The following is a 23,439-nucleotide window of genomic DNA, read 5'->3' as shown; positions in this document are numbered from 1 at the left end:
AGTGTAAGCTAAAGTGACACCTGTAATCCCGTAATCATATAATTATAGACATGAGGTAACGAATGAAGCGTGCAGTCATAACTGGCCTAGGTATTGTTTCCAGCATTGGTAATAACCAGGAAGAAGTACTGGCTTCTCTGAAGGAAGGTCGTTCCGGGATCACTTTCTCAGAAGAATTTAAAGAGGCAGGGCTGCGTAGCCATGTCTGGGGTGATGTCAAGCTGGATACTGAAGGTCTGATTGACCGTAAGGTCCGCCGTTTCATGAGTGATTGCTCTGTCTATGCTTACCTGTCAATGGAACAGGCGATTAAAGATTCAGGTTTAGCGGAAGACCAAGTGTCTAACCTGCGTACGGGTGTTGTTGTTGGCTCTGGTGGTGGTTCTCCTCGTAACCAAGTAGCTGGCTCTGACGGTATGCGTGCAAAAGGTCTGCGTGGTGTGGGTCCATATATGGTGACTCGTGCAATGGCTTCCGGTATTTCTGCTTGCTTAGCAACCCCGTTCAAAATCAAAGGCGTTAACTACTCCATCAGCTCTGCATGTTCAACGTCTGCACACTGTATCGGTCACGCGGTTGAACTGATTCAACTGGGCAAACAAGATGTTGTGTTTGCTGGTGGCGGTGAAGAACTGAGCTGGGAAATGACCTGTGAGTTCGATGCAATGGGCGCGTTGTCAACTAAGTACAACGAAACTCCATCAAAAGCATCAAGAACTTATGACCAAGACCGTGATGGTTTCGTTATTGCGGGCGGCGGCGGTATCGTCGTGGTTGAAGAGTTAGAGCATGCATTAGCACGTGGCGCACACATTTACGCAGAAGTCGTTGGCTACGGCGCAACGTCTGACGGTGCTGATATGGTGGCTCCATCGGGCGAAGGCGCAGTGCGTTGTATGCAAATGGCAATGCAGGGTGTTGATAAAATCGATTACATCAACACACACGGCACTTCAACGCCAGTCGGTGATACTAAAGAGTTAGAAGCTATCCAAGAAGTGTTTGGTCACGATTGCCCTGCACTTTCTGCAACCAAAGCGATGACAGGTCACTCTTTAGGCGCAGCGGGCGTTCAAGAAGCGATTTATAGCTTGCTGATGTTAGAACATGGCTTTATCGCACCAAGCATCAACGTTGAAAATTTAGATGAGAAAGCGAAAGGCTTGAATATCATCACCCAACCAACTGAGCAAGCACTGAATACAGTGATGTCTAACAGCTTCGGTTTTGGTGGTACCAACGCAACGTTAGTGATGAGCAAATACAAAGCATAAGTTTCATTCACTGAAATGCACTGCATAGAAAGCGAGGGCTAAGGCTCTCGCTTTTTTTATGGCTTAATTATTGTCGCCACCATAATCATCATTTTATTAAATTACCGTAATGAAAATAGTGCCATGATATTTGCTCCATTAATGTATCAATAAGGAGCTAATATGGATTTCACACGGTGTAAGATTTGGAAAAATGATTTAAAAATTTTGGGTAATGCATTGATTAAAAGTATTAAGGGGCTGTTCCCTGCCAAAATTAAGCGTGCATTTAACACTAAAATCACGTTTCCACTTTTTGAAAAACGACAAAAAGAAGCGGTTCAGATTTTCACACCACCATCAAAACATGTTTATTATGGCGAAGACGCGAGTAATAAAAATGTTACCTTGCTGAGTTATACGAAATATCCGTTTTATTAATAAAAAGTTTGCCCCGAAATCTTTATGGGGCAAATTTTATTGACCACACAAACCGCTCAGCCCACTGAATATTGACGTTCTCACGACGATTATCAGAGTTATCCGCAAGTATCTTACCTCTAAGCTGCGTATAAATGCGTTAGACAAAATTTAATTAAAAAGAAAGGTAGATAAGATGGCGTATTGGACGGCGAAGAGTGTTCCTGAATTAGCAGGATTAGAGAGAAAAGAGCAAGGGCGCTTGTTTCGTCAATGCCTGAAAGAAGGTAAAAAACGCATGGGCGCGAAATATTGGAAGCTCACTGGACTCGCGGTTTTACTTTCCGCCGTATTGGCCTTCATGTTGTTTTTCTTTGGTTTCTTTTCTGGTGGCTTTCTAGGCGGCGCATTGTTAGGCGGTATGATCGGTGCCTTGTTTGTCTTTATTGTACAAACGCCAACCATTGATGTGGGTCGCGAATGGCTACGTGAGCAGGGATACCCGAAATTAGAAAATCAGTGAGCTAGTAAACAAAAAAAGCCCCATTTTCATGGGGCTAAGTCTTTCAGTCATAACGTACAGTTTGGAATTATGCTTTCGCAGTTTGATGACGGCGTTTACGAATAAGCTTCACAATCGGTGGTAACACCAGCACCAACACCGCCAGAATTAATAAGCTCTTAGAAATCGTACTGCTCCACAGAATATTAAAATCCCCATTACTGATAGACAACGAGCGGCGCAGGTTTTGCTCTAACATCTCACCCAAAACAAATCCGAGGATCAGCGGGGATAGTGGGAAATTCATCTTCCTTAAGATATAGCCGAATACCCCAAGCCCCATCATCAGTAACAAGTCAAAAGTGGTGCTATGTACGGCGTAAACACCCACTGCAGAGACACAAGCAATCGCAGGGACTAAGAACCACAGCGGTACGGTGAGCATTCGAGTGAATAGACCAATCAGCGGAATATTCATTACTAACAACACAACGTTAGCGATAAGCAGCGCGGCAATTAATCCCCAAACGATATGTGGCTGTTCAGTAAACATCCCCGGACCCGGAGTGATGTTATACAGGGTCAGTGCCCCCATCATAACCGCTGTCGTCCCCGAACCCGGAACACCGAGAGTTAACATCGGAATAAATGACCCACAAGCAGAGGCGTTATTGGCGGCTTCAGGTGCCGCGACACCGCGAACATCTCCTTCACCAAATGTCCCTTTATCACCGGCAATTTTTTTCTCTGTCATATAGGTGATGGCGCTGGCGATAGTTGCCCCCGCACCCGGCAAAATTCCTACAAAGAAGCCAATAAATGAGGATCGTAATGTTGGGCCAGCACAGGCTTTAGCCTCTTTCTTGCTAAATAACATTCGACCCGTTTTGCGGATTAATCCTTGTCCGGTCGCGGTGCCTTCTAGCATGAGTAATATTTCACTCACAGAGAACAGTCCAATAACCACGACGATAAACTGAACGCCATCGGATAGGTTAACGCTGTCAAAGGTAAAACGGTATTCCCCAGAGTTGGCATCGACACCGACGGTCGCTAGCGCCAAACCAATCAATGCTGCGAGCAGCGATTTGACGGGGTTTTGGCTCATCATGCTGCCTAAACACGCGATAGCAAAAACCATCAACGCGAAATATTCAGCAGGCCCGAAAGCGAGCGACCATTGTGCCAGTAAAGGTGCAAATAAAATGATCCCAACAATCGCAATGGTGGAACCGATAAATGAACTGACGGCAGAAATCGAGAGCGCGATACCGCCTTGGCCTTGCTTCGCCATCGGATAACCATCTAACGTGGTCATAATCGCCGCGGCGTCACCGGGAACGTTCAATAGGATGGCGGAAATTCGTCCTCCGTACTCGCATCCTAGATAGACGGTAGCCAGTAAAATAAGTGCGGATTCGGCCGGTAGCTTGAGCGCAAACGCTAAGGGTAATAATATCGCTACGCCGTTGATAGGGCCTAAACCCGGTAACATGCCGACAATCGTGCCGATGAAACAGCCAATCAGCCCGATCATAATATTTTGCGGGATCAGCGCTACCTCAAAGCCTTGAGATAAATACATCCACGTTTCCATACTTTTCTCCTTAGCTAAAAAGTTCGCCGATGGGCAATGTCACATCGAGCAATTTGTCGAAGGCGTAAAACAGCGAAAGACCAAGAATCGGACCGGAAATCAGAGCGGCTATCGGGGTTGCACCAAATAACAGGGCAACGCTGATGGTTAATAAGGTGGTCGCTAATGGGAATCCTAACCACTCAAACGCCCATGCATAAATAACTAATGCAATGATTAACAAGACTAAACGGCGCAAGACATAAGGCTTTGGCCATTCAACCGTTTCTTGGCGACCCAGTAGAAGTGCGAGTGCGCACAGGGTCATTAATGACAGTATGGCTATCGGGAAGGGGCGGGGGCCCAGTGGTTCATAGGTAAACTCACTTTGGATGCCCCAGCCGATATACAGCCCGATCCCACACAGTATTAGCCAGACTATGGCAAATATGCGTTGGCTCATGGTGACTCCGTTATTTCGCTAATCCGAAGGAACGCGCTTGCTCACGGTAGTTCTCAACTTCTTTTTTCACGTAAGCGTCCAATTCTGGGCCCGATAGGTTGTATTCAAACAAGCCACGTAATTCACGTTGCTTTTTAAACTCGTCGGTTTGTTGTAATTTTTGGAAGGCTTCAACCCATTGGTTGTAATCCGCATCGGACACTTTTGGTCCCATATAGAATCCGCGAATAATTGGCCAAACAATGTCGTAGCCTTGCTCTTTAGCAGTTGGAATATTGGATAAGGCATCTGGTAAGCGTTTATCGGCGTACACTGCTAGGATGCGAATTTTTCCGTCGCTGATATACGGGGTCATTTCACTAATATCGCCGGAGATCACTTGGACGTGGTTGCCTAACAAGGCTGTCAGTGTTTCACCGCCGCCTTCGAAAGCCACATAGCGCATTTTACGTGGGTCTAAGTCGATAGCTTTGGCCAGTAGCGCCGTTTTCATCCAATCTTGGCTACCGATAGAGCCACCCGCACCAAAGACAATGCTGTTTGGATCTTTTTTGAAGGCGTCCATCAGTTCGCCTAAAGTTTTATAAGGGGAGTCGGCACGTACGGCAATCATGCCATAGTCGCTGCCAACACTTGCTAGCCAGCGAACATCATTTTCGTTGTAACGACCAAATTTACCTTGAGCAAGGTTGAGTAAGGAGCCACCAGAGAATGCAACGATGGTGCCCGGCTCTGCTGGGCGTTGAGCCACGATGGCGTTGTAAGCAACGGCACCAATTCCACCTGGCATATAAGTCACACGCATCGGTTTTTCGATCTCTTTGGTTTCCAGCATGGAGACTTGAACAAGTTTACAGGTTAAATCAAAGCCACCGCCAGGTTTGGCAGGGGCTATACATTCTGTTCTTTCGGGTAACGCCATTGCTTGGTTAACGCCAACTAAAAAAATTGCTGCTGCTAAGGCATTGATTGTGAACTTCTTCATGCTTCATTCCTCACTAGACAATAATTAAGTTACTTGGTTGTTGTTGGTTATGTCGCTGTCGATGAATAGCTTTGGACAATGTTGGTTCGCTATGCATCATTGTATTGAGAACCTTTCATTTACCTTTCATTAACAAATAAAATTATTTTTATGTGATACATATCAGATTGTTTTATATTTACTCTTCTTGGTCGTGTTAATTTAATGTTAATTTTTATTTGTGGTAGCAGGTTAACGAAGGATAGTTGTGATAGCTTCGGTAAAAATCACGTTTAACACTTTTCATTCAATCGAGAGAGTGCCAACTTATACGCATAAATAATCATAATGAGTGGGCGACTAATGAGAATGTTATTGGTTGAAGATCATGACGAGTTGTCTTTGTGGTTACAGAAAGCCTTAACGGCATCGGGATTTGCTGTGGACATCGCCAGTGATGGTTACATCGCCGATCAGCTATTACAAACCGAAAATTATTCGTTGGTGGTCTTGGATGTTTCATTACCACGAATGAGTGGCTTAGATGTATTAGCCCAGATGCGCAAACGTCATCAAGAAACACCTGTTCTGCTATTAACGGCGAACTCAGATGTGGCCGACCGCGTGAAAGGGCTGAATGCAGGGGCGGATGATTACCTGACCAAACCCTTTGATATCGCTGAATTAGAGGCTCGAGCGCGTGCGCTCTTACGCCGTAGTCAAGGGAATGTGAATAGCGACCAATGTTTTGGTGACCTCTGTTTTCATGATGACGGTTATTTTTCACTGAAGGCAGAACCGTTAGGTTTAACGCCGCGAGAATACGCGGTATTGAATACACTTTTTCATCGCAGAGGGCGACCTGTTTCAAAAACACAATTATTTGAGCAGGTATTCTCGCTGTCGGATGAAGCCAATTTACAAAGTATTGAACTGTATGTGCATCGGGTTCGTAAAAAACTCACAGGTTCAGATATCAATATCAATACTTTACGCGGATTGGGATACCGATTAGAGCAGTGTAGTGTATGAAATTAGTCTCTCATCCACGCTCTCTCTTTCATCAGTTGCTGCTTTTTTTCGGTATCCCCCTCATTTTGTTGGGAAGTTTCTCCGTTTATACCCACTATTATAGCGCTAAAAACGCGGCAAACCTCGCTTATGACCGGACATTACTGGCGTCGGCGAGAACCGTGGCGGAACGCTTACAGGTGGTGGATGAACATCTTTCTGTGAACGTTCCTTATGTGGTGCTCGATAGCTTTGAGCTGAATAATAATGACCGTCTGTTTTACCAAGTCATCGCCCCTCACGGGGAAACCATTTCTGGTTATGATGACCTACCGCCAATCCCGCCTTATTGGATGCGCTCTCAACATTACACTGCTTTAGTCTACTTTTATGATGCGGAATACATGGGGCTGCCCATTCGTGTGGCGACCTTTTTCCAGCCGATTAACGAAGGTGGTATCCAGGGCATGGTGGAGATCCGCGTTGCTGAAACGGTGTATGCTCGGCAAGATTTCGCCAATCAACTGCTGATCTCTGCGCTGATGAGCCAAGGTACCGTGGTGGTCGTGACGCTGATATTGGCGTATTTACTGTTGCGTAAGCTATTAACGCCACTGAAAAAACTCTCTAATTTAATGCTCGGTCGCGCTGCGAATGACCTCACACCAATCCCGAATGTGTTGCCATGGTCGGAACTTTCGCCGCTTGTAGATGCCTTGAACCGCTATGTGGAGCGGTTAAAACGGATGTTAAAGCGTCAAGAACGTTTCAGTGCGGATGCTTCCCATCAACTAAAAACCCCGCTAGCCGTATTAAAAACGCAAGTTTCAGTGGCACTTAATAGCGATGATGAGCAACAGAAGCAACAAAGTTTGCAGGCGATTAATAAAACCTTGGATAACACTATCGTATTAACTGACCGCTTATTGCAGCTTGCGCGTTTAAAAGAGCACGAAAAAGAGGCGATCAGACTTTATCGTGCGGTTAATTTGGTGGAAATTGTTCAGCAAGTCTGTTTTACCCGTTTGGGACAATCCGAGAGTAAACAGATTGATTTAGGCTATGAAGGATTAGAGCATTGCTGGGTCAAAGGGGATGCTATTTTGCTGGCGGAAATGTGTGCGAACCTGATTGATAATGCGATTAAATATACCCCTGAACAGGGGATTGTTACGGTGCGAATCGTGGCAGATGAAAGTCGCAATTCCATGATTAAACTGGAAGTTGAAGACTCAGGGCCGGGTATCGAAAATAAATATATTCACCGTTCATTAAAAGCCTTTAGGCGCTTGAATAATGCCAAAGGACTGGAAGGTTCAGGGCTGGGCTTGGCGCTTGTAAAAGATATCGCCAGTTATCACGGCTCAGAATTGCAGTTGCTAAAGAGTGAACATCTCGGCGGGTTGTTGGTGCGGATCACCTTGAAAGCGAGTCGGGCACCGAAGAAAGCTTAGTGGGTACTTTGTTATTATCTAGTTGCACCTAAAAACGGTCATTATCCAATTTATGCCCCTTTTTAGGTGCTGTAAGTTTAGAGGCGAAATCAATTGGATATAAAACAAAGCCCCATAACCTTGAAGTAGATTTATGGGGCTTTTAATCAACCGAGCTATTAGCTATTAATGTGGCTTACTGGCAAGTATCTTCTTCTAACGCTTTTTTCTTGCGGGAAAATACTTGAGTGAGCGGGGTGCGTAGCTGTTGAGCTAACATCACACCGAGTAACACGATACCGCCCCCAATTAAGTGGTAACTCTTTAACTCTTCCCCAAGGGTGAATACCGCGATAATGGCAGTAAATACAGGGGCAAGGTTCATAAAGATAGAGGTGGTATTGGCGCCTAAGCGGAGAACACCTTGGATCCACATTGCGGGTGCCAGAATCGATGCGGCAATCCCTGCGAATAAAACTAACCCGATATTATTGCTGTTAAGGCTTACATCATCTGCCATCAAGAAGTTTGGAATTAATAATAAAACCCCAAAGAATACCTGAACATACAGGGAGTCCCAGCTAGAAAGTTGAATCGACCAGCGCTTAGTTAATACCCCGTATAGGGCATAAGCGGCGGAAGCGACGATCATCAGCAATTCGCCTTGACCCAATCCATTATCCAGTAATGAGCTTGGGTTTCCTTGGCTGACTAGCCAAGCCAATCCAAACAGAGACAGAACGGAACCAACAACAATCCCAACGGTTGGGATCACCCTCAGAACAAAAATACTAATCACCACAGTTAATAGCGGAATAAATGAGTTCATAACACCCATAAATGTCGCGCTTACCGTATGTGCGGCATAGTAAGCCAAACTTTGATATAGCATCATCCCCAGAGCACCTAAGATGGCCAGTTGCCACCAATGTTGCTTAACCACTTTGGCATGGCGCAGTACCGAGCGCAGAACAAATGGGGTCATGACTAAAAATGCCAGAGCCCAGCGATAAAACGAAATGGCAGCAGGGTCAATTGCCGTTGCAGCGGCTTTGTTGACGATGGCATTTATGGACCATAATAAAACCGCGGTCAGCGGAAACAGGAAATATTTCATTAACAACGTTCTCCCTAATCAGTCACAGGAGTATACATCTGTCCGAAATATTATATATACTGATATTCAGACAATCGATAACGCTTTTCAGACAGCCTATGAATAATTTAAAAAGTGATGTTCTGCAGATTAACGAATGCAATATTATTGAGCCTGAATTTATTGCCTTACGTCATGAACAAATCAACCAGCAAACCGAATACAAATCCCATTCCCATACCTTTGGTCAATTGTTGTATGTGGTTTGCGGAATTATGGAAATGGAAGTGGAAGGCAAGCATTATATGGCACCGCCAGAGTTTTGCATCTGGATCCCTGCCAATACCCAACATGCGAGTTTTAATAAGCAGAGTGTTAAATTTCGTATTATTGATTTCGCCCAAGCCTATACGCCGCGACTGGCGAGTAAGGCCTGTGTTGTACGATTAAGTCCCATTTTCCACACGATTATGACGGATATGTATCAACGGGGCATTGTGCAGCCCGAAACCGAGCAGGATATTCGTTTGGGAGAAGTGTTGATTGACCAGTTTGCCATTTCACCGTGCCAAGATACCTATTTACCCACCAGCAAAGATAAATTGTTAGCGCCTATTTTAGCGGAGTTACAGCAAGATCCTGCGGATAATACAACGCTTGCCCAGTGGGCAAAACGGGCCTATACCTCGGAGCGAACGTTATCTCGCCGTTGCCAACAAGAGCTGGGTATGTCATTCAGCGAGTGGCGCCAGCGACTGCGTTACTTACATGCAGTGGCAGGGCTGGATAAAGGTAAAAGTGTCCATGAAGTTGCCTTGGATGTGGGGTATAGCTCGGCATCCGCATTTATTGCAATGTTCCAGCAAATTTCAGGGGTCACTCCAGACCGATTTCGGATGAAAGAGCTGACCCCATAGTAGAGGGAAAATCAATATACATAATCGTATTTGATATTAGCGTGGTAGTTGTACACGCTATCTTTCCCTCCGTGTTCATCTTTAATTAATGTGGTGATATTTTTTTCCGAGTCGGTGCATCTTCCGAACGTATTCCAGCTTTTACATGTTGTCATGGTTGTTTCGGTGGTAAAAAATTCTTCAATAGTTTTTTCGATTAACGGTCTGTCATTATCATCATAGGTAAACTCTTTGACGGTTGAGTCAGACTGCATACGAACTAAGCGATTTTTCGCATCATAATGGAAGGCTGTTTTCACACTATCATTTTCGAGCGTACTGACTCGGTTGGATTCAGATAATCGTCCTTTATCATCAGTTAAAAAAGTAGTGACAGCTCTCGTTAACATGCGCTCTTTGTCGAGCGTCGTTGTATAAGAAGAATCTTTGGCTTCGGTTATTTTTCCATTCTGATCAGTGAAAAACTTCCCGTTCATTTTTTGCTGCAAGATAGTTTTTTCTACATTATCTTGATTAATAACAGACAGTTTAAATGCGGATTTGTAGTCCCAACCGTGACCATTTTTTTTCATGCTCATATCAATGGATTTGACGGATACGCTGTCGTGGATGCTGAATTTGACAACTTCATGACCCGTTAATTCGATTAAGGCTCCACAATCATCAAACTTCGTTTGAACCGTGTTGTTAATATAGTCATCTTGGCTGGTGGTGTGTAAATTCATCTCTTTCAATGCGTCGTTAAAAGGGCGCTCTTGAGCAAAGACGAAATTATTAAAATTGTTGATAGCGAGGGTGTCCGCAGAGCAGTTTTGTTCGCCAGCATAGGCATAAAACGAGCACATTAGGGGTAGCGACAGTAATACTTTTTTCACAATCAATATGCCTTTCAAAATAAATGTCTTCCTGAAAAATGAATAACTTTTAATGTAGTTTTGCTGATTAAACATGAAATCCTTGGGATTAGGTAGTCAGACTCATCTGTAAGTTTGTTTAATAAAAAGAAAAATTAAATGTCACCGATTAGACTATTAATTTCAACCAAAAGCATTGTCATGTAAATGATTCAGCCTATCGACGATTTGGAGTATAGTGTGGCAGCCAAATCGGGCATGACACACATTCTATTGGGACGAATTCCGTGAAAATTTTGGTTGATGAAAACATGCCATATGCTCAAACACTATTTAGTGAGCTAGGCGAAGTTAAAGCAGTACCAGGGCGCCCAGTGCCAGAACAGGAACTGACTGATGCAGATGCATTAATGGTGCGCTCAATTACCAAAGTGAATAAATCATTACTGAGCAATACGCCAGTAAAATTCGTCGGCACGGCAACAGCAGGGTTTGACCACGTTGATACCCAGTGGCTTGCCGAAGCCAATATTGGATTCTCTTCAGCGCCAGGGTGCAATGCCATTGCTGTCGTTGAGTATGTTTTTTCGGCATTACTGATGCTGGCGGAGCGCGATAATTTTGATTTACGCGATAAAACCGTAGGGATAGTGGGTGTCGGGAATGTGGGAGGGCGCTTGTATAAACGTCTGCAAGCGTGGGGCGTTAATACCGTATTATGTGACCCTCCTCGAGCAGATAAAGGAGACCAAGAAGTTTTTGTTCCATTCGATTCGTTACTGGAACAGGCTGATATTTTAACGTTCCACACACCGCTTAATATGGCGGGTGAATATTCCACTTTCCATTTAATGGATGAGTCTCGATTGGCAAATTTACGCGACGGTACCATTTTGATTAATGCGAGCCGTGGTGAAGTGGTGGATAACCAAGCGCTATTACAGTTGCTTGAACAAGGTAAGCCGCTGAGTGTGGTATTGGATGTATGGGAACCTGAGCCTGATCTGGATACAGAATTGCTGGCATATGTGGATATCGGTACGCCGCATATTGCAGGCTATACTTTAGAAGGAAAAGCAAGAGGAACAACCCAAGTCTTTGAAGCTTATTGTGAATTCCTAGGTAAACCTGCGAACGTGTCTCTGACATCGCTGTTACCGAAGCCGGATATCGACTGCATTAATTTCAATGGTAAATTAACGCAAAGCCAGCTCAAAAGATTAGTGCATCTCGTGTATGATGTGCGCCGTGATGATGCATCACTGCGCGCAGTGGCTGGCATTCCCGGTGAGTTCGATAAATTACGTAAACATTACCAAGAACGCCGTGAATGGTCATCGTTAACAGTTCAGTGCGATAACCAAGAGACAGCCCAGTTACTGAGCGAATTAGGCTTTACCACAAAAATTTAATAACAGATTCTTTTAGGTGAAATGAGTGGCGAATCACGGCTTGTTTCACTTTGATTTTTTTTAGAGGAAAAACCATGACAGAAGGTTGGAATATTGCATTACTCGGGGCAACCGGCGCAGTGGGTGAAGGTATTCTTTCCCTGCTTCAAGAAAGAGAGTTTCCCGTTGGTGAGCTTTATTTACTAGCCAGTGAGCGCAGTGCAGGGGAGAGCATTCGCTTCAACGGTAAAAGCTATCAAGTGCAAGATGTCGCGGACTTCGATTGGTCGCAGGCACAAATTGCCTTTTTTGCAGCAGGTGAAGAGGCCGCGGCACAGTATGCGGAATTAGCAGCGCAAGAAGGCTGCATTGTGATTGATAACAGTGGTATTTTTGCGTTAGACCCTGATGTACCGTTAGTGGTACCGGGCGTTAACCCTCAAGTATTAGCGGATTACCGTAACCGCAATATTATTTCAGTGGCAGACAGTTATGTTAGCCAGCTACTAACGTCTATCAAACCATTAGTGGATGCGGCTGGTGTAGGGCGTATTACACTGACCAATATGCTATCGATGTCAGCGTACGGTAAAGCCGCCGTTGATGAATTAGCAGGGCAAAGCGCGCGTTTATTGAATGGCATCCCTGCTGAAGAAGGTCGTTTTACTAAGCAATTAGCCTTTAACATGCTGCCATTATTAGCGGATGGCGAAGGCAGTGTTGTGCAAGAACGCCGTTTAGTTGAGCAAGTTCGTAAAGTGCTGCAAGACGACGGTTTGCCAGTCTCCGTAAGCTTTATTCAGTCCCCCGTATTTTATGGTAATGCGCAAGTGGTGCACTTAGAGACACTACGCCCAGTTAGCGCAGAAGAAGCGAGCGAAGAATTTGAACGTTTTGATGATATTCAGGTCTCAGAAGAGGGTGATTACCCAACTCAAGTGACTGACGCATCAGGTAATGATTTCTTAAGCATTGGCTGTATTCGTAACGATTACGGTATCCCGGAAATTTTACAATTCTGGTCAGTGGCGGATAACGTTCGTTTTGGTGGCGCGTTAATGGCGGTTGAGACAGCAGAAAAACTGGCTCAGGAGCTGTATTACTAATGTCGGAGTCCCCAAACTTGCATCGCATTGCCCTCGGAATTGAGTATAACGGTAGCCGTTATTATGGTTGGCAACGCCAACAAGAAGTGAAAAGCGTACAGGGCTGCCTTGAGGCTGCTCTGTCTAAAATTGCTGCAGAGCCAATCACTGTCAATTGTGCAGGGCGTACAGATGCTGGTGTTCATGCGACTGGGCAGGTGGTGCATTTTGAAACTTCAGCTAACCGTAAAGAAGCGGCATGGACGATGGGGGCGAATACCCATCTTCCTGACGATATAGCGGTTCGCTGGTGTAAACCTGTGGATGATGAGTTTCATGCGCGTTTTAGTGCAACTGCACGTCGATATCGCTATGTGATTTTTAATCACCGTTATCGACCTGCAATTTTATCGAATGGTGTCACGCACTTTCATTTTCCCCTTGATGAAAAGCGTATGCACCAAGCGGCACAAGCATTACTGGGTGAGCGTGATTTTACCTCATTCCGTGCGGTGCAGTGCCAATCAAAAAGCCCTTGGCGTAATGTGATGCACGTGAATGTAACGCGTCACGGAAACTATGTGGTTGTGGATATTAAAGCCAATGCGTTTGTACACCATATGGTGAGAAATATTGTTGGCAGTTTGTTGGAGATAGGCTGTGGTAATCAAGACATTGATTGGATGGCACATCTTCTAGAATTAAAAGATAGAACGAAAGCGGCGGCGACAGCCAAAGCGGAAGGACTGTATTTAGTGAGCGTGGATTATCCTGAAAAATTTAACCTGCCACAGAATGTGATGGGGCCTCTATTTCTCGCGGATGAGCTACTGTAAAGGTCGTTAATATAAATCTCCACATGAGGAACCCCATGGAGTTTATCAGTTTTATCATTGATTTTATTTTACATATTGATGTGCATCTTGCGGAATTGGTCGCCGAATATGGTGTTTGGGTTTACGGAATTTTATTCCTGATCCTATTCTGCGAGACGGGGCTGGTGGTTACGCCTTTCCTTCCTGGAGATTCATTATTATTTGTCGCGGGTGCGTTAGCAGCATTGCCAAGTAATGATTTAAACGTACACGTCATGGTGTTGTTGATGATTATTGCAGCAATTATTGGTGATGCAGTGAACTACACCATTGGGCGTATCTTTGGTGAGAAACTGTTTAAAAACCCAGATTCAAAAATTTTCCGTCGTAGCTATTTGGATAAAACTCATCAGTTTTATGAGAAACATGGCGGAAAAGCGATTATTTTGGCGCGTTTTGTGCCTATCGTGAGAACCTTTGCACCTTTCGTTGCGGGTATGGGTAAAATGTCTTACCGTCATTTTGCCTTTTATAATGTGACAGGTGCGTTATTATGGGTGCTACTCTTTACCTATGCAGGATATTTATTTGGTGATTTACCGATAGTACAAAAGAATTTGAAATTACTGATAGTCGCGATTATCTTTATTTCGATTCTGCCGGGTGTCATTGAAATTATTCGCCACCGTCGAGCTGCTGCAAAAGAAAAAAATGCAGTGGCAAAAGAAAAGAGTGCGGCGACGCAAAAAAACGATAACCAATAATCGGTTTGAAAAAAGTTTTTATCTACAGTGAGATATCATTGTGGTTTAATGGCAAAAAAATAACATACTGATAGATGCTTCTTATATAACCATCCCTAAAATTCAGGGGCAGTATTATTCGAAGTGTCGTCAGAGTGCAATCAGACGAAAAGGTCCATTAATGAGCTGGATTGAGAAAATTTTAAAAAAAGGTACTTCAACCCCATCCCATAAAGCAAACATCCCTGAAGGTGTTTGGACTAAATGTGATAGCTGTGGGCAAGTCCTCTACGGTGCTGAACTTGAGCGTAACCTACAAGTGTGTCCAAAATGTGACCACCATATGCGTATTCATGCTCGCCAACGCCTTGAATCTTTCCTTGATGAAAACTCAACAACGGAATTAGGTAGCGAATTAGAGCCAAAAGATGTGCTCAAATTCCGCGACTCTAAAAAATATAAAGACAGAATTAGCTCAGCCCAGAAAGAAACGGGTGAAAAAGATGCTATCGTCGTGATGAAAGGTACGCTCAAAGAGATGCCTGTTGTTGCAGCTGCATTTGAATTCTCCTTCATGGGTGGTTCAATGGCATCGGTTGTGGGCGCACGTTTTGTCCGTGCTGTGGAACAAGCATTGGAAGATAACTGTCCATTAGTTTGCTTCTCATCGAGTGGTGGTGCGCGTATGCAAGAAGCGTTACTGTCTCTGATGCAAATGGCGAAAACCAGTGCTGCACTGGCGAAAATGCAAGAACGTGGCTTACCGTACATTTCTGTACTGACCGACCCTACTATGGGTGGTGTTTCTGCAAGTTTAGCGATGTTGGGTGATATCAACGTTGCCGAGCCTAAAGCACTGATTGGTTTCGCGGGTCCTCGCGTTATCGAACAGACCGTTCGTGAAAAATTACCTCAAGGTTTCCAACGCAGTGAATTCCTGCTGGAAAAAGGGGCAATTGACATGATCGTGCGTCGTCAAGATATGCGTGATCGTTTGGCTGATGTCCTAGCGATGTTAACCAATCAACCAAGTCTAAACACCGCGCCAGCGCTGGTTGTTGAAGTGGTTGACGTGGAAATTGATCTTGCTGATGCTGTCGATGGTGCAGATAAAGCAAAAGGCGCTAAACATAAAAAAGATGATGAGTAATCTAATCATTCCTACCGCCAAGTCTCCATTGGAGGCTTGGCTTTCTTATCTCACCGACCTGCATAGTCAAAATATTGATATGGGGTTGGAACGAGTAGGGCAAGCTGCCCGTCAAATGCATCTCACTCAACCAGCTCCTCGCGTCGTCACTGTCACTGGAACCAACGGAAAAGGCACAACCTGCCATACGCTTGAGTCCATTTTGATGGCGGCGGGTTTGAAGGTGGGTGTCTACAGTTCGCCACATTTAGTGCGCTACACGGAACGCGTCCGGATCCAAGGCAAAGAACTTACTGAAAGTGAGTTTTGCCAAGCATTTGCGACTATCGAAGCGCAGCGTGGAAATATTTCGTTAACCTACTTTGAATATGGCACTTTAGCTGCACTACAATTATTTAAGCAAGCTGAGTTAGATATTGTGATCCTTGAAGTAGGGTTGGGTGGTCGCCTTGATGCAACTAATGTCGTGGATGCAGATATCGCGGCAATCACCAGTATTGCGCTTGACCATACCGATTGGCTAGGTTCTGACCGTGAGCATATTGGCCATGAGAAAGCGGGTATTTTCCGTCAAGGCCATTATGGCGTGGTGGGTGAGCCTGATATGCCGGACTCTATAGGCGCTTATGCCGACAAAATTGGCACCATGCTGTTTCGTCGTGGCAAGGATTGGCATTACCAAGAGCAGGGACAACATTGGTCTTGGGAAAGTTCTCAGAGGTCATGGGCTAATTTACCATTACCGAATGTGCCGTTGGCCAATGCGGCAACCGCGATGGGGGTGATCAGCTGCTTGATGGAGATTGATGCGGACTTAGCGCAGAAAATCACTGACCAAGCTATCCATCAAGGTTTAAGTACCGCTCAGTTACCGGGACGTTTCCAGATCATTGGTGAACATCCGTTAATGATCTTAGATGTAGCCCATAACCCTCATGCTGCAGGCTATTTAGTCTCCAAACTTGCGCAATTACCAGTGACAGAAGGTCGCCGAATTCGTGCGGTAGTGGGAATGCTGGGGGATAAGGATATTCAAGGGACATTAACTTGTTTATCCCTGCAGGTAACTGACTGGTATCTTGCACCGCTGAGAGAGTTTCGTGGCGCAGATGTGACTGAGCTTAGCCAGCACGTTGACGGTGCACATGAGTTTGATTCCGTGGAAGCAGCTTGGCAACAAGCGTGTGCGGATGCGCAACCACAAGATGTGATTGTGGTGTGTGGATCATTCCATACCGTGGCTCATGTCATGATGCTATTAGAGAAAACAGAAGGATAAAGCCAGTGGCTAGTAAATTCCAGAATCGTCTTGCTGGCGCCATTGTTTTAGTCGCTGCAGGGGTCATCGTATTGCCTGCATTGCTGGATGGCGATAAAAAATACAATGAGAATGAATTTGCAGCCATTCCGATTATTCCCAAACCGGGTGATGAAGAAGATATTGAGTCAATTGCGCCAATTACACACAGTGCATCGACCGCTTCTTCGGAAGGAACTTCTGAAGCGATGTTATCGGAAGCTATTACTGAGCAAAAGCAAAGTGAGCAGCCTCCTGTAGCCGCAAACAGTGCAAATCAAAGTAATAATAGTCAAAACGTGGTGAATCAAAATGGAAGCGCCATTCCTGCCAATGTCACTCCAGAAAAACCACGGGTAGAGCCGAAACCGGAACCAAAGCCTGAGCCAAAGCCTGAGCCTAAGCCTAAGGTGGAGCCAAAGCCGGAACCGAAACCAGAACCGAAGCCAGAGCCAAAACAAGAACCTCAAGGTAAAGCCTATGTGGTGCAAGTGATTGCTCTCAATAATGCCAGCAAGGTTGAAGAAATTGTGGCGAAACTAAGACTGTCTGGGTATCAGGTTTATACGGTGCCAGCGCAGCCGGTGAACAACAAATTAACTCGTATTTATGTGGGGCCTGAAGCGTCAAGGCAGAAGCTGGAATCAGCTTTACCTGAACTGAACGCAATTACCGGCACAAAAGGGATAATCCAAGCTTTTAAGCCTTAAATTGACATTCAGTTATCCCTAAAAAATAAGGGTATTTAGTAACTTACTGCGGCGATTATGATTTTTTCTTTTCGCCGCTGATTTTTTTAAATTCAATGAAAAATGGTTACGCAAACGTTTTCGTTTTCTGTTAGAATGCATTCGCCGCTGACGTGAATGCGAATTTTGGAATGAAATATGGTCTGGATTGATTACACAATTATCGCCATTATTGGCTTCTCGGCACTGGTAAGCCTGATCCGTGGATTTGTACGTGAGGCATTATCGTTAATCACTTGGGGTTGTGCGTTCTTCGTAGCAAGTACGTTCTATCCTTACTTAGCGAGTTACTTTACGAACTTTGAGGATGTTTTGGTTCGTAATGGTATTGCGATTGCAGCACTGTTTATCGCGACATTGATTGTCGGTGCAGTGGTGAACTATGTGATTAGCTCATTAGTACAAAAAACCGGATTATCGGGTACAGATCGTGTACTGGGGATTTGCTTCGGTGCGTTGCGTGGGGTATTAATTGTATCGGCGCTATTGTTCTTTCTCGATACATTTACACCGCTTCCTCAAAGTGAGGATTGGCATCGTTCACAGCTTATTCCGCAGTTCAGTCATATTATTAGGTGGTTCTTTGACTACCTGCAAAATGCGTCAAGTTTCCTACCGGAGAATATCTCTCCGTCTGGCTGATGAGGAAAGACTAAATGTGCGGTATTGTCGGTATCGCCGGTGTTTCACCGGTAAACCAATCAATTTATGATGCGTTAACGGTGCTACAGCATCGTGGGCAAGATGCAGCGGGTATTGCGACTATTGATGGTAAAAACAATATCCGTTTGCGTAAAGCAAATGGTTTAGTAAAAGATGTCTTTGAAACGCGCCACATGCTGCGCCTTCAAGGCTCAATGGGTATTGGACATGTGCGTTACCCAACTGCGGGTAGTTCCAGCGCATCCGAAGCCCAGCCTTTTTACGTTAACTCTCCTTTTGGTATCACCCTTGCACATAATGGTAACCTGACAAATGCTCACGAACTCGCTCGGAGTCTATTTGAAACAGCACGTCGCCATGTGAATACCACGTCAGACTCCGAAATTCTTCTAAACGTATTAGCATACGAATTAGATAAGTTTGATCATTTTCCTCTCGAACCCGACAACATTTTTAGTGCCGTAGCATCAATGCACAAAAAAATCCGTGGCGCCTATGCTTGCGTGGCACTGATTATTGGTCATGGTATGGTGGCATTCCGTGACCCTCACGGTATTCGCCCATTAGTCCTTGGTCGCCGTATTCTAGCGACTGGCGAACATGAATACATGGTCGCGTCTGAAAGCGTAGCACTTGATACTTTAGGTTTCGAATTCCTGCGTGATGTTGCGCCAGGCGAAGCGGTGTATGTTACTGAAGACGGTAAATTATTTACCCGCCAATGTGCGGAAAACCCTCAATTGACACCGTGTATTTTTGAATATGTTTATTTTGCTCGCCAAGATTCGTTTATCGATAAAATCTCGGTGTATAACGCAAGATTACGTATGGGGCAAAAACTGGGCGCGAAAATTGCTCGCGAATGGGAAGACTTGCATATTGATGTGGTGATCCCAATCCCTGAAACTTCATGCGATATCGCGTTAGAAATCGCCCATATCCTCGATAAACCGTATCGCCAAGGTTTTGTGAAAAACCGCTATGTGGGCCGTACTTTTATCATGCCTGGGCAACAAGAACGTCGTAAATCTGTACGCCGCAAACTGAATGCAAACCGTGCAGAGTTTCGTGATAAAAACGTTCTGCTGGTGGATGACTCTATTGTGCGCGGTACCACATCAGAACAGATCGTTGAACTGGCTCGTGAAGCGGGTGCAAAGAATGTCTACTTTGCTTCAGCAGCACCGGAAGTTCGCTTCCCTAACGTATACGGCATCGATATGCCAAATGCCAATGAGTTGATTGCACACGGTCGGGAAGTGGATGAAATCCGTAAACTGATTGGCGCAGATGGCCTAATTTTCCAAGATCTTAGCGACCTCATTGACGCGGTTCGTGAAGAAAATCCTGAAATCAACGAATTTGAATGTTCCGTATTTGATGGCATCTACGTGACCAAAGATATTGACCAGACCTATTTAGATTATCTGGAAAATCTGCGTAAAGATGATGAGTTGAAGTTGAAAGATCAGAGTGATGTTGAGGATTTAGAGATATACAACGAAGGCTAAACGTTAGGGAATCCTCGTCATACTTCACGCTGTAGCGTTGTTGGCTGCATTAGCTAACCCTAGTCACATACTTGTGTATGCTCCTAGGGATTAGCTAACTTGCCGCCTAGCTACAACATGAATTATTTAGAGGATTACATCTAAAACTAAGCTGAAAATGAAGTTAGTCTGAATTACCCTCCGCTCAAGTTTCCTTTATTGATGACTGCTTATTCCGTGAGTAAAGTTTTGCTCTGTATTGAATATTAAATTCGAGATTTAGGAGTGAACTTTGTCATTAACATCTAATCTTTCTAAAACGATTGAATTATTGCAAGAATTCATAGATAGCACTCAATTAGGTTTAAAAGTCGATGCCCTTTGTGAAGATGATTTTGAATCCTTAACTAGAGATGAACGTTCAATATTGAATTGGAGAGATAAATTTCCTCATTACTTGAGTGAAAGTAGTTTTCACCTAGGGATTAGGTTAGATGATGAATCTAATATTGATGGTGCCATGCTGGGTATTTATGCCTCTGAAAATGGTGAGTTACACATTCTTCTCATTGAATCGTTTGTGAGAAATAATCCCGATCATCCGCTATCAGGGCGACTAACAATGTTTGTTATTGTGGCTACGATGTTTTTTTTGTCACAATATTCAGATAGTAAAGGGGTTTATATTATAGAGCCTCATCCAGAACTGATTTCGTATTATGAAAAGTTTGGTTTTAAGTTATTAGAAAATGAATTAGTAATGTATGCAACTGTTGAAGAATTACAGTTGGCTCAGTTAAATCTATTCAGAGAAAACATTGAAGAACAATAAATTAGATTATTTCTGATTGAATTCTAAACAGCAAGCGATATAATATTATCGCTGCATACAATATGTTTATGCATATTTATATCTAGAGGCTAAATATGAATAACGGTAAAACTAAACGGTTAACTACTGAAGAGTTACGATTATTGGTGCTATCTAATGCTAAGGCTTTAACATCTAAACATTTTAAGACTAGAGCTCCTGAAATAGCAGGACAGAAAAAAACATCAATCCCATCGAACTAATCTGTCTAGAATAGAGAACTGAAAAATCAGCTCTCTATTTTTATTGTCTTTACCTTCCTTAAGGCCACATAAGGTTCCTCACTCACTACTTCACGATATTTGGTATATAATGCAGGAAATTACGTGAATTGGGGCTGAACATGAAAAAACTTATCATTGGGTTAACGGGTGCGAGTGGAGCGATCTACGGTATTCGATTGCTGGAAGTGCTTAAACCTGTGAAAGATGTGGAAACCCACCTAGTGATGAGTGCAGCAGCGCGTCAGACATTAGCACTGGAGACAGAATTCAGTGTTAAAGATGTACAACAGCTCGCAGACCATGTTTATGATAGCCGCGATATTGCCGCTGCCATCTCCTCAGGCTCTTTTCGTACTGCGGGTATGGTTATCATGCCGTGTACTATGAAAACCCTTTCTGGCATCGTTCACAGCTATACAGACACGTTAGTTACCCGTGCCGCAGATGTTGTTTTAAAAGAAGGAAAAAAATTGGTGTTGGGCGTGCGTGAAACACCGTTGCATATTGGCCATTTGAAATTGATGGTACAAGCCGCAGAAATGGGTGCGGTGATTATGCCCCCAATGCCTGCGTTTTATCATCAGCCTCAATCCATTCAAGATATTGTTAACCAGACCGTTAACCGGATTCTTGACCAATTTGATATCGAGCTTGAGTATGATTTATTCACCCGTTGGCAGGGTGCTAAATAGCGCCTGTTTTAAATGATTATGATTTTGGTGCTAATAAATCCTCTAGTGCAATTCTCAGTTCAATAAATTCAAATTCAAAGCCAGCCTCTTCTAAACGTTTAGGTATGGCCTGCTGTCCACCAAGCAATAATGTCGCGGACTCCCCAAGCACGCCTCTAACTGCAAATGCAGGGGTGCGGATAAAGGAAGGGCGGTTGGTCACATCCCCCATCATGGCGGCAAATTGATCATTATGGACAGGGTAAGGCGAAGTCATATTAAATGGGCCACAAAGGGTTGGCGTCTCCATCAAGAATAAAATAGCTTTCACCATATCGTTAATATGGATCCACGGCATATATTGTTTTCCATGACCAATCGGCCCGCCAGCACCCATTTTAAAAATAGGCAGAATTTTGGCAAGTAAACCGCCGTTAGGGGATAAAACTAATCCAGTACGTAATAAACACACTCGGGTTTTATCCGATTGCGCTTCTTGGGCGATAGCTTCCCAGCGAGCCGCTAGCTGATGGGTAAATTCATCATGGGGTTGATCCTCTTCCGTCACGACGGATTGGCCTTGGTCGCCATAGTAGCCTACAGCAGAGCCTGACAGGAATACGCTCGGTGGGTTTTGACTGGCTTTGATTAAATTCGTCAATTGCTGCGTAATTTTCCAGCGACTGTCACAGAGGATCTGTTTTTGTGCTGCTGTCCAGCGTTTTTCTGCGATAGGTTCGCCGGCAAGGTTGATGACCACATCAAAGCCATCGAGGTCTGTTTTATCTTGAAGGGTTGTCCAGCACTCAACGGCTTTACAAAATAAACTGTATACTTTTTGCGGTGAACGGCTTAATACGGTGACCTGATGTGAGTGCATCACTAACGTTTGAACCAGTTGGGTGCCAATTAACCCTGTTCCGCCTGTTATTAGAATTCTCATTTTTTATCCCCTATATTTAAAGCGCTATCACACTCTAAATAATCCAATTTTTACCACCCTATAAAGATAACTATAGCATTTGCAAATAGGAATTGTTGGGTTTCAGTTAACGCTTCACAAAAAAGAATTTTGTACTGTATCTTAAAGAGATGCATTGATTTTTGTGATGGAAAGCAAGGTCAAATTTGGTTAGGATCTCTTGCAACATATATGCGAAAAGAATACCTTGTATCAAAGTATTTTGGTGGACAAGCTAAATAAGGTTTTCAGGATGGAACAACAGACCGAATTCGTCGAATGGGTAGATATCGTTGACGAAGATAATAATGTAATAGCGCAAGCAACCCGTAGCCAAATGCGTGCAGAAAACTTACGTCACCGTGCGACCTACATCGTGGTGCACGATGGAATGGGTAAAATTCTGGTGCAACGGAGAACGGACATTAAAGATTTCTACCCAGGGCTTTTGGATGCGACGGCGGGTGGTGTCGTGATGCAAGATGAACAGATCCTTGAATCAGCTAAGCGTGAAGCTGAAGAGGAATTGGGGATTGCAGGTGTTCCGTTTGCAGAACATGGTACTTTCTATTATGAAAATGAAATTTGCCGCGTGTGGGGTGGATTATTTAGTTGTGTGAGTCACGGTCCTTTTGCTTTGCAAGAAAGTGAAGTCGTGGAAGTAACTTGGTTGACTCCCAAGGAAATTACCGCTCGTTGTGATGAATTTACGCCAGATTCGCTTAAAGCACTGTCATTATGGTTAACGCGCAATAATGAAGCGGATAAAGCGATTAGCTGTTCAAACCCAGAATAAATGTGAGTATTGAATTAAGGACTACTTTGGTAGTCCTTTTGTAT

General features: G+C 44.2%; 24 protein-coding genes. 18 read left to right on the top strand and 6 right to left on the bottom strand.

Annotated features, from left to right (window positions below; genetic code table 11):
* Positions 1-62 precede the first annotated feature (62 nt).
* From fabB to H0913_RS11900, 3 genes are all read left to right on the top strand, one after another.
* The gene (gene fabB / locus H0913_RS11910) at positions 63-1,274 is read left to right on the top strand and encodes a beta-ketoacyl-ACP synthase I (protein WP_154602903.1); all 1,212 of its coding nucleotides are present in this window, start codon (positions 63-65) and stop codon (positions 1,272-1,274) included.
* Between the two features lie 162 nt (positions 1,275-1,436).
* On the top strand, positions 1,437-1,694 hold the full coding sequence (locus H0913_RS11905; protein ID WP_154602902.1) for a hypothetical protein: 258 nt from the start codon (positions 1,437-1,439) through the stop codon (positions 1,692-1,694).
* 175 nt (positions 1,695-1,869) lie between these two features.
* Entirely contained in the window at positions 1,870-2,196 is a 327-nt protein-coding gene (locus H0913_RS11900; protein WP_154628915.1) for a hypothetical protein, read from the top strand.
* Positions 2,197-2,263: 67 nt separating this feature from the next.
* On the opposite strand, the gene H0913_RS11895 is transcribed toward H0913_RS11900, so the two are convergent.
* Genes H0913_RS11895 through H0913_RS11885 form a run of 3 tightly spaced genes read right to left on the bottom strand, consistent with a single transcriptional unit; the run spans position 2,264 to position 5,199 of the window.
* On the bottom strand, positions 2,264-3,772 hold the full coding sequence (locus H0913_RS11895) for a tripartite tricarboxylate transporter permease (RefSeq protein ID WP_154602898.1): 1,509 nt from the start codon (positions 3,770-3,772) through the stop codon (positions 2,264-2,266).
* 10 nt (positions 3,773-3,782) lie between these two features.
* Positions 3,783-4,214: a tripartite tricarboxylate transporter TctB family protein gene (locus tag H0913_RS11890; protein ID WP_181477314.1), complete on the bottom strand. Its 432-nt coding sequence runs from the start codon at positions 4,212-4,214 to the stop codon at positions 3,783-3,785.
* Positions 4,215-4,224: 10 nt separating this feature from the next.
* Entirely contained in the window at positions 4,225-5,199 is a 975-nt protein-coding gene (locus tag H0913_RS11885; protein WP_154639253.1) for a Bug family tripartite tricarboxylate transporter substrate binding protein, read from the bottom strand.
* A gap of 342 nt (positions 5,200-5,541) precedes the next feature.
* Here H0913_RS11885 and tctD point away from each other — a divergent pair, with 342 nt between their 5' ends.
* Together tctD and H0913_RS11875 are read left to right on the top strand one after the other, a co-directional pair.
* Complete coding sequence (gene tctD / locus H0913_RS11880; RefSeq protein ID WP_154602895.1) at positions 5,542-6,210, top strand: transcriptional regulator TctD; 669 nt, start codon at positions 5,542-5,544, stop codon at positions 6,208-6,210.
* Positions 6,207-7,643: a sensor histidine kinase gene (locus H0913_RS11875; RefSeq protein WP_154602894.1), complete on the top strand. Its 1,437-nt coding sequence runs from the start codon at positions 6,207-6,209 to the stop codon at positions 7,641-7,643. The genes tctD and H0913_RS11875 overlap by 4 nt, the downstream gene beginning before the upstream one ends.
* Before the next feature lie 175 nt (positions 7,644-7,818).
* Here the strand turns inward: H0913_RS11875 and H0913_RS11870 are convergent, their stop codons facing one another.
* On the bottom strand, positions 7,819-8,739 hold the full coding sequence (locus H0913_RS11870; RefSeq protein WP_181477313.1) for a DMT family transporter: 921 nt from the start codon (positions 8,737-8,739) through the stop codon (positions 7,819-7,821).
* 98 nt (positions 8,740-8,837) lie between these two features.
* Here H0913_RS11870 and H0913_RS11865 point away from each other — a divergent pair, with 98 nt between their 5' ends.
* A complete protein-coding gene (locus H0913_RS11865; protein ID WP_154602892.1) occupies positions 8,838-9,635 on the top strand; it encodes an AraC family transcriptional regulator in 798 nt (265 codons plus the stop codon).
* Between the two features lie 11 nt (positions 9,636-9,646).
* On the opposite strand, the gene H0913_RS18915 is transcribed toward H0913_RS11865, so the two are convergent.
* Entirely contained in the window at positions 9,647-10,510 is an 864-nt protein-coding gene (locus tag H0913_RS18915) for a hypothetical protein (RefSeq protein ID WP_232368785.1), read from the bottom strand.
* A gap of 266 nt (positions 10,511-10,776) precedes the next feature.
* Between H0913_RS18915 and pdxB the strand changes: the two genes are divergently transcribed.
* The 11 genes from pdxB to H0913_RS11805 all read left to right on the top strand — a co-directional run bounded on the left by pdxB (position 10,777) and on the right by H0913_RS11805 (position 21,659).
* A complete protein-coding gene (gene pdxB / locus H0913_RS11855) occupies positions 10,777-11,901 on the top strand; it encodes a 4-phosphoerythronate dehydrogenase PdxB (RefSeq protein ID WP_181477311.1) in 1,125 nt (374 codons plus the stop codon).
* 74 nt (positions 11,902-11,975) lie between these two features.
* Entirely contained in the window at positions 11,976-12,986 is a 1,011-nt protein-coding gene (locus H0913_RS11850) for an aspartate-semialdehyde dehydrogenase (protein WP_154602890.1), read from the top strand.
* Positions 12,986-13,801, top strand: a complete 816-nt coding sequence (gene truA / locus H0913_RS11845) for a tRNA pseudouridine(38-40) synthase TruA (RefSeq protein WP_181477310.1) — start codon at positions 12,986-12,988, stop codon at positions 13,799-13,801. The genes H0913_RS11850 and truA overlap by 1 nt, the downstream gene beginning before the upstream one ends.
* 35 nt (positions 13,802-13,836) lie before the next feature.
* Positions 13,837-14,544 (top strand): DedA family protein, encoded by a 708-nt coding sequence (locus tag H0913_RS11840; RefSeq protein ID WP_154602888.1) that lies wholly within the window; start codon positions 13,837-13,839, stop codon positions 14,542-14,544.
* Positions 14,545-14,704: 160 nt separating this feature from the next.
* Complete coding sequence (gene accD, locus H0913_RS11835) at positions 14,705-15,673, top strand: acetyl-CoA carboxylase, carboxyltransferase subunit beta (protein ID WP_108478580.1); 969 nt, start codon at positions 14,705-14,707, stop codon at positions 15,671-15,673.
* Positions 15,663-16,952, top strand: a complete 1,290-nt coding sequence (gene folC / locus H0913_RS11830; protein ID WP_220127907.1) for a bifunctional tetrahydrofolate synthase/dihydrofolate synthase — start codon at positions 15,663-15,665, stop codon at positions 16,950-16,952. Before accD ends, folC begins: the two co-directional genes overlap by 11 nt.
* A gap of 5 nt (positions 16,953-16,957) precedes the next feature.
* Positions 16,958-17,680, top strand: coding sequence for a cell division protein DedD (dedD, locus tag H0913_RS11825; protein ID WP_181477309.1), 723 nt, complete (start codon positions 16,958-16,960; stop codon positions 17,678-17,680).
* Between the two features lie 177 nt (positions 17,681-17,857).
* On the top strand, positions 17,858-18,361 hold the full coding sequence (cvpA, locus tag H0913_RS11820; protein ID WP_132495458.1) for a colicin V production protein: 504 nt from the start codon (positions 17,858-17,860) through the stop codon (positions 18,359-18,361).
* 14 nt (positions 18,362-18,375) lie between these two features.
* A complete protein-coding gene (gene purF / locus H0913_RS11815) occupies positions 18,376-19,893 on the top strand; it encodes an amidophosphoribosyltransferase (protein WP_154602886.1) in 1,518 nt (505 codons plus the stop codon).
* Positions 19,894-20,164: 271 nt separating this feature from the next.
* Positions 20,165-20,704 (top strand): hypothetical protein, encoded by a 540-nt coding sequence (locus tag H0913_RS11810; protein WP_154602885.1) that lies wholly within the window; start codon positions 20,165-20,167, stop codon positions 20,702-20,704.
* Positions 20,705-21,086: 382 nt separating this feature from the next.
* Complete coding sequence (locus H0913_RS11805) at positions 21,087-21,659, top strand: UbiX family flavin prenyltransferase (protein WP_154602884.1); 573 nt, start codon at positions 21,087-21,089, stop codon at positions 21,657-21,659.
* A 16-nt stretch (positions 21,660-21,675) separates the two neighbouring features.
* On the opposite strand, the gene H0913_RS11800 is transcribed toward H0913_RS11805, so the two are convergent.
* Positions 21,676-22,581, bottom strand: coding sequence for a TIGR01777 family oxidoreductase (locus H0913_RS11800; RefSeq protein WP_154602883.1), 906 nt, complete (start codon positions 22,579-22,581; stop codon positions 21,676-21,678).
* A 271-nt stretch (positions 22,582-22,852) separates the two neighbouring features.
* On the opposite strand from H0913_RS11800, the gene yfcD reads away from it, so the two are divergent.
* A complete protein-coding gene (gene yfcD, locus H0913_RS11795) occupies positions 22,853-23,395 on the top strand; it encodes an NUDIX hydrolase YfcD (RefSeq protein ID WP_154602882.1) in 543 nt (180 codons plus the stop codon).
* Positions 23,396-23,439 lie beyond the last annotated feature (44 nt).

Origin of the sequence: Providencia rettgeri, assembly GCF_013702265.1 — a bacterium.
Classification (GTDB): domain Bacteria; phylum Pseudomonadota; class Gammaproteobacteria; order Enterobacterales; family Enterobacteriaceae; genus Providencia; species Providencia zhijiangensis.
Note: the sequence above shows the minus strand (reverse complement) of the source record. Positions and strands in the feature narration are given on the sequence as shown.

Bases quoted from the DNA above. Each gene is read 5' to 3' on its own strand.
- fabB (WP_154602903.1), top strand. From the start codon at position 63: ATGAAGCGTGCAGTCATAACTGGCCTAGGTATTGTTTCCAGCATTGGT.
- H0913_RS11905 (WP_154602902.1), top strand. From the start codon at position 1,437: ATGGATTTCACACGGTGTAAGATTTGGAAAAATGATTTAAAAATTTTG.
- H0913_RS11900 (WP_154628915.1), top strand. From the start codon at position 1,870: ATGGCGTATTGGACGGCGAAGAGTGTTCCTGAATTAGCAGGATTAGAG.
- H0913_RS11895 (WP_154602898.1), bottom strand. From the start codon at position 3,772: ATGGAAACGTGGATGTATTTATCTCAAGGCTTTGAGGTAGCGCTGATC.
- H0913_RS11890 (WP_181477314.1), bottom strand. From the start codon at position 4,214: ATGAGCCAACGCATATTTGCCATAGTCTGGCTAATACTGTGTGGGATC.
- H0913_RS11885 (WP_154639253.1), bottom strand. From the start codon at position 5,199: ATGAAGAAGTTCACAATCAATGCCTTAGCAGCAGCAATTTTTTTAGTT.
- tctD (WP_154602895.1), top strand. From the start codon at position 5,542: ATGAGAATGTTATTGGTTGAAGATCATGACGAGTTGTCTTTGTGGTTA.
- H0913_RS11875 (WP_154602894.1), top strand. From the start codon at position 6,207: ATGAAATTAGTCTCTCATCCACGCTCTCTCTTTCATCAGTTGCTGCTT.
- H0913_RS11870 (WP_181477313.1), bottom strand. From the start codon at position 8,739: ATGAAATATTTCCTGTTTCCGCTGACCGCGGTTTTATTATGGTCCATA.
- H0913_RS11865 (WP_154602892.1), top strand. From the start codon at position 8,838: ATGAATAATTTAAAAAGTGATGTTCTGCAGATTAACGAATGCAATATT.
- H0913_RS11850 (WP_154602890.1), top strand. From the start codon at position 11,976: ATGACAGAAGGTTGGAATATTGCATTACTCGGGGCAACCGGCGCAGTG.
- truA (WP_181477310.1), top strand. From the start codon at position 12,986: ATGTCGGAGTCCCCAAACTTGCATCGCATTGCCCTCGGAATTGAGTAT.
- H0913_RS11840 (WP_154602888.1), top strand. From the start codon at position 13,837: ATGGAGTTTATCAGTTTTATCATTGATTTTATTTTACATATTGATGTG.
- accD (WP_108478580.1), top strand. From the start codon at position 14,705: ATGAGCTGGATTGAGAAAATTTTAAAAAAAGGTACTTCAACCCCATCC.
- folC (WP_220127907.1), top strand. From the start codon at position 15,663: ATGATGAGTAATCTAATCATTCCTACCGCCAAGTCTCCATTGGAGGCT.
- cvpA (WP_132495458.1), top strand. From the start codon at position 17,858: ATGGTCTGGATTGATTACACAATTATCGCCATTATTGGCTTCTCGGCA.
- purF (WP_154602886.1), top strand. From the start codon at position 18,376: ATGTGCGGTATTGTCGGTATCGCCGGTGTTTCACCGGTAAACCAATCA.
- H0913_RS11805 (WP_154602884.1), top strand. From the start codon at position 21,087: ATGAAAAAACTTATCATTGGGTTAACGGGTGCGAGTGGAGCGATCTAC.
- H0913_RS11800 (WP_154602883.1), bottom strand. From the start codon at position 22,581: ATGAGAATTCTAATAACAGGCGGAACAGGGTTAATTGGCACCCAACTG.
- yfcD (WP_154602882.1), top strand. From the start codon at position 22,853: ATGGAACAACAGACCGAATTCGTCGAATGGGTAGATATCGTTGACGAA.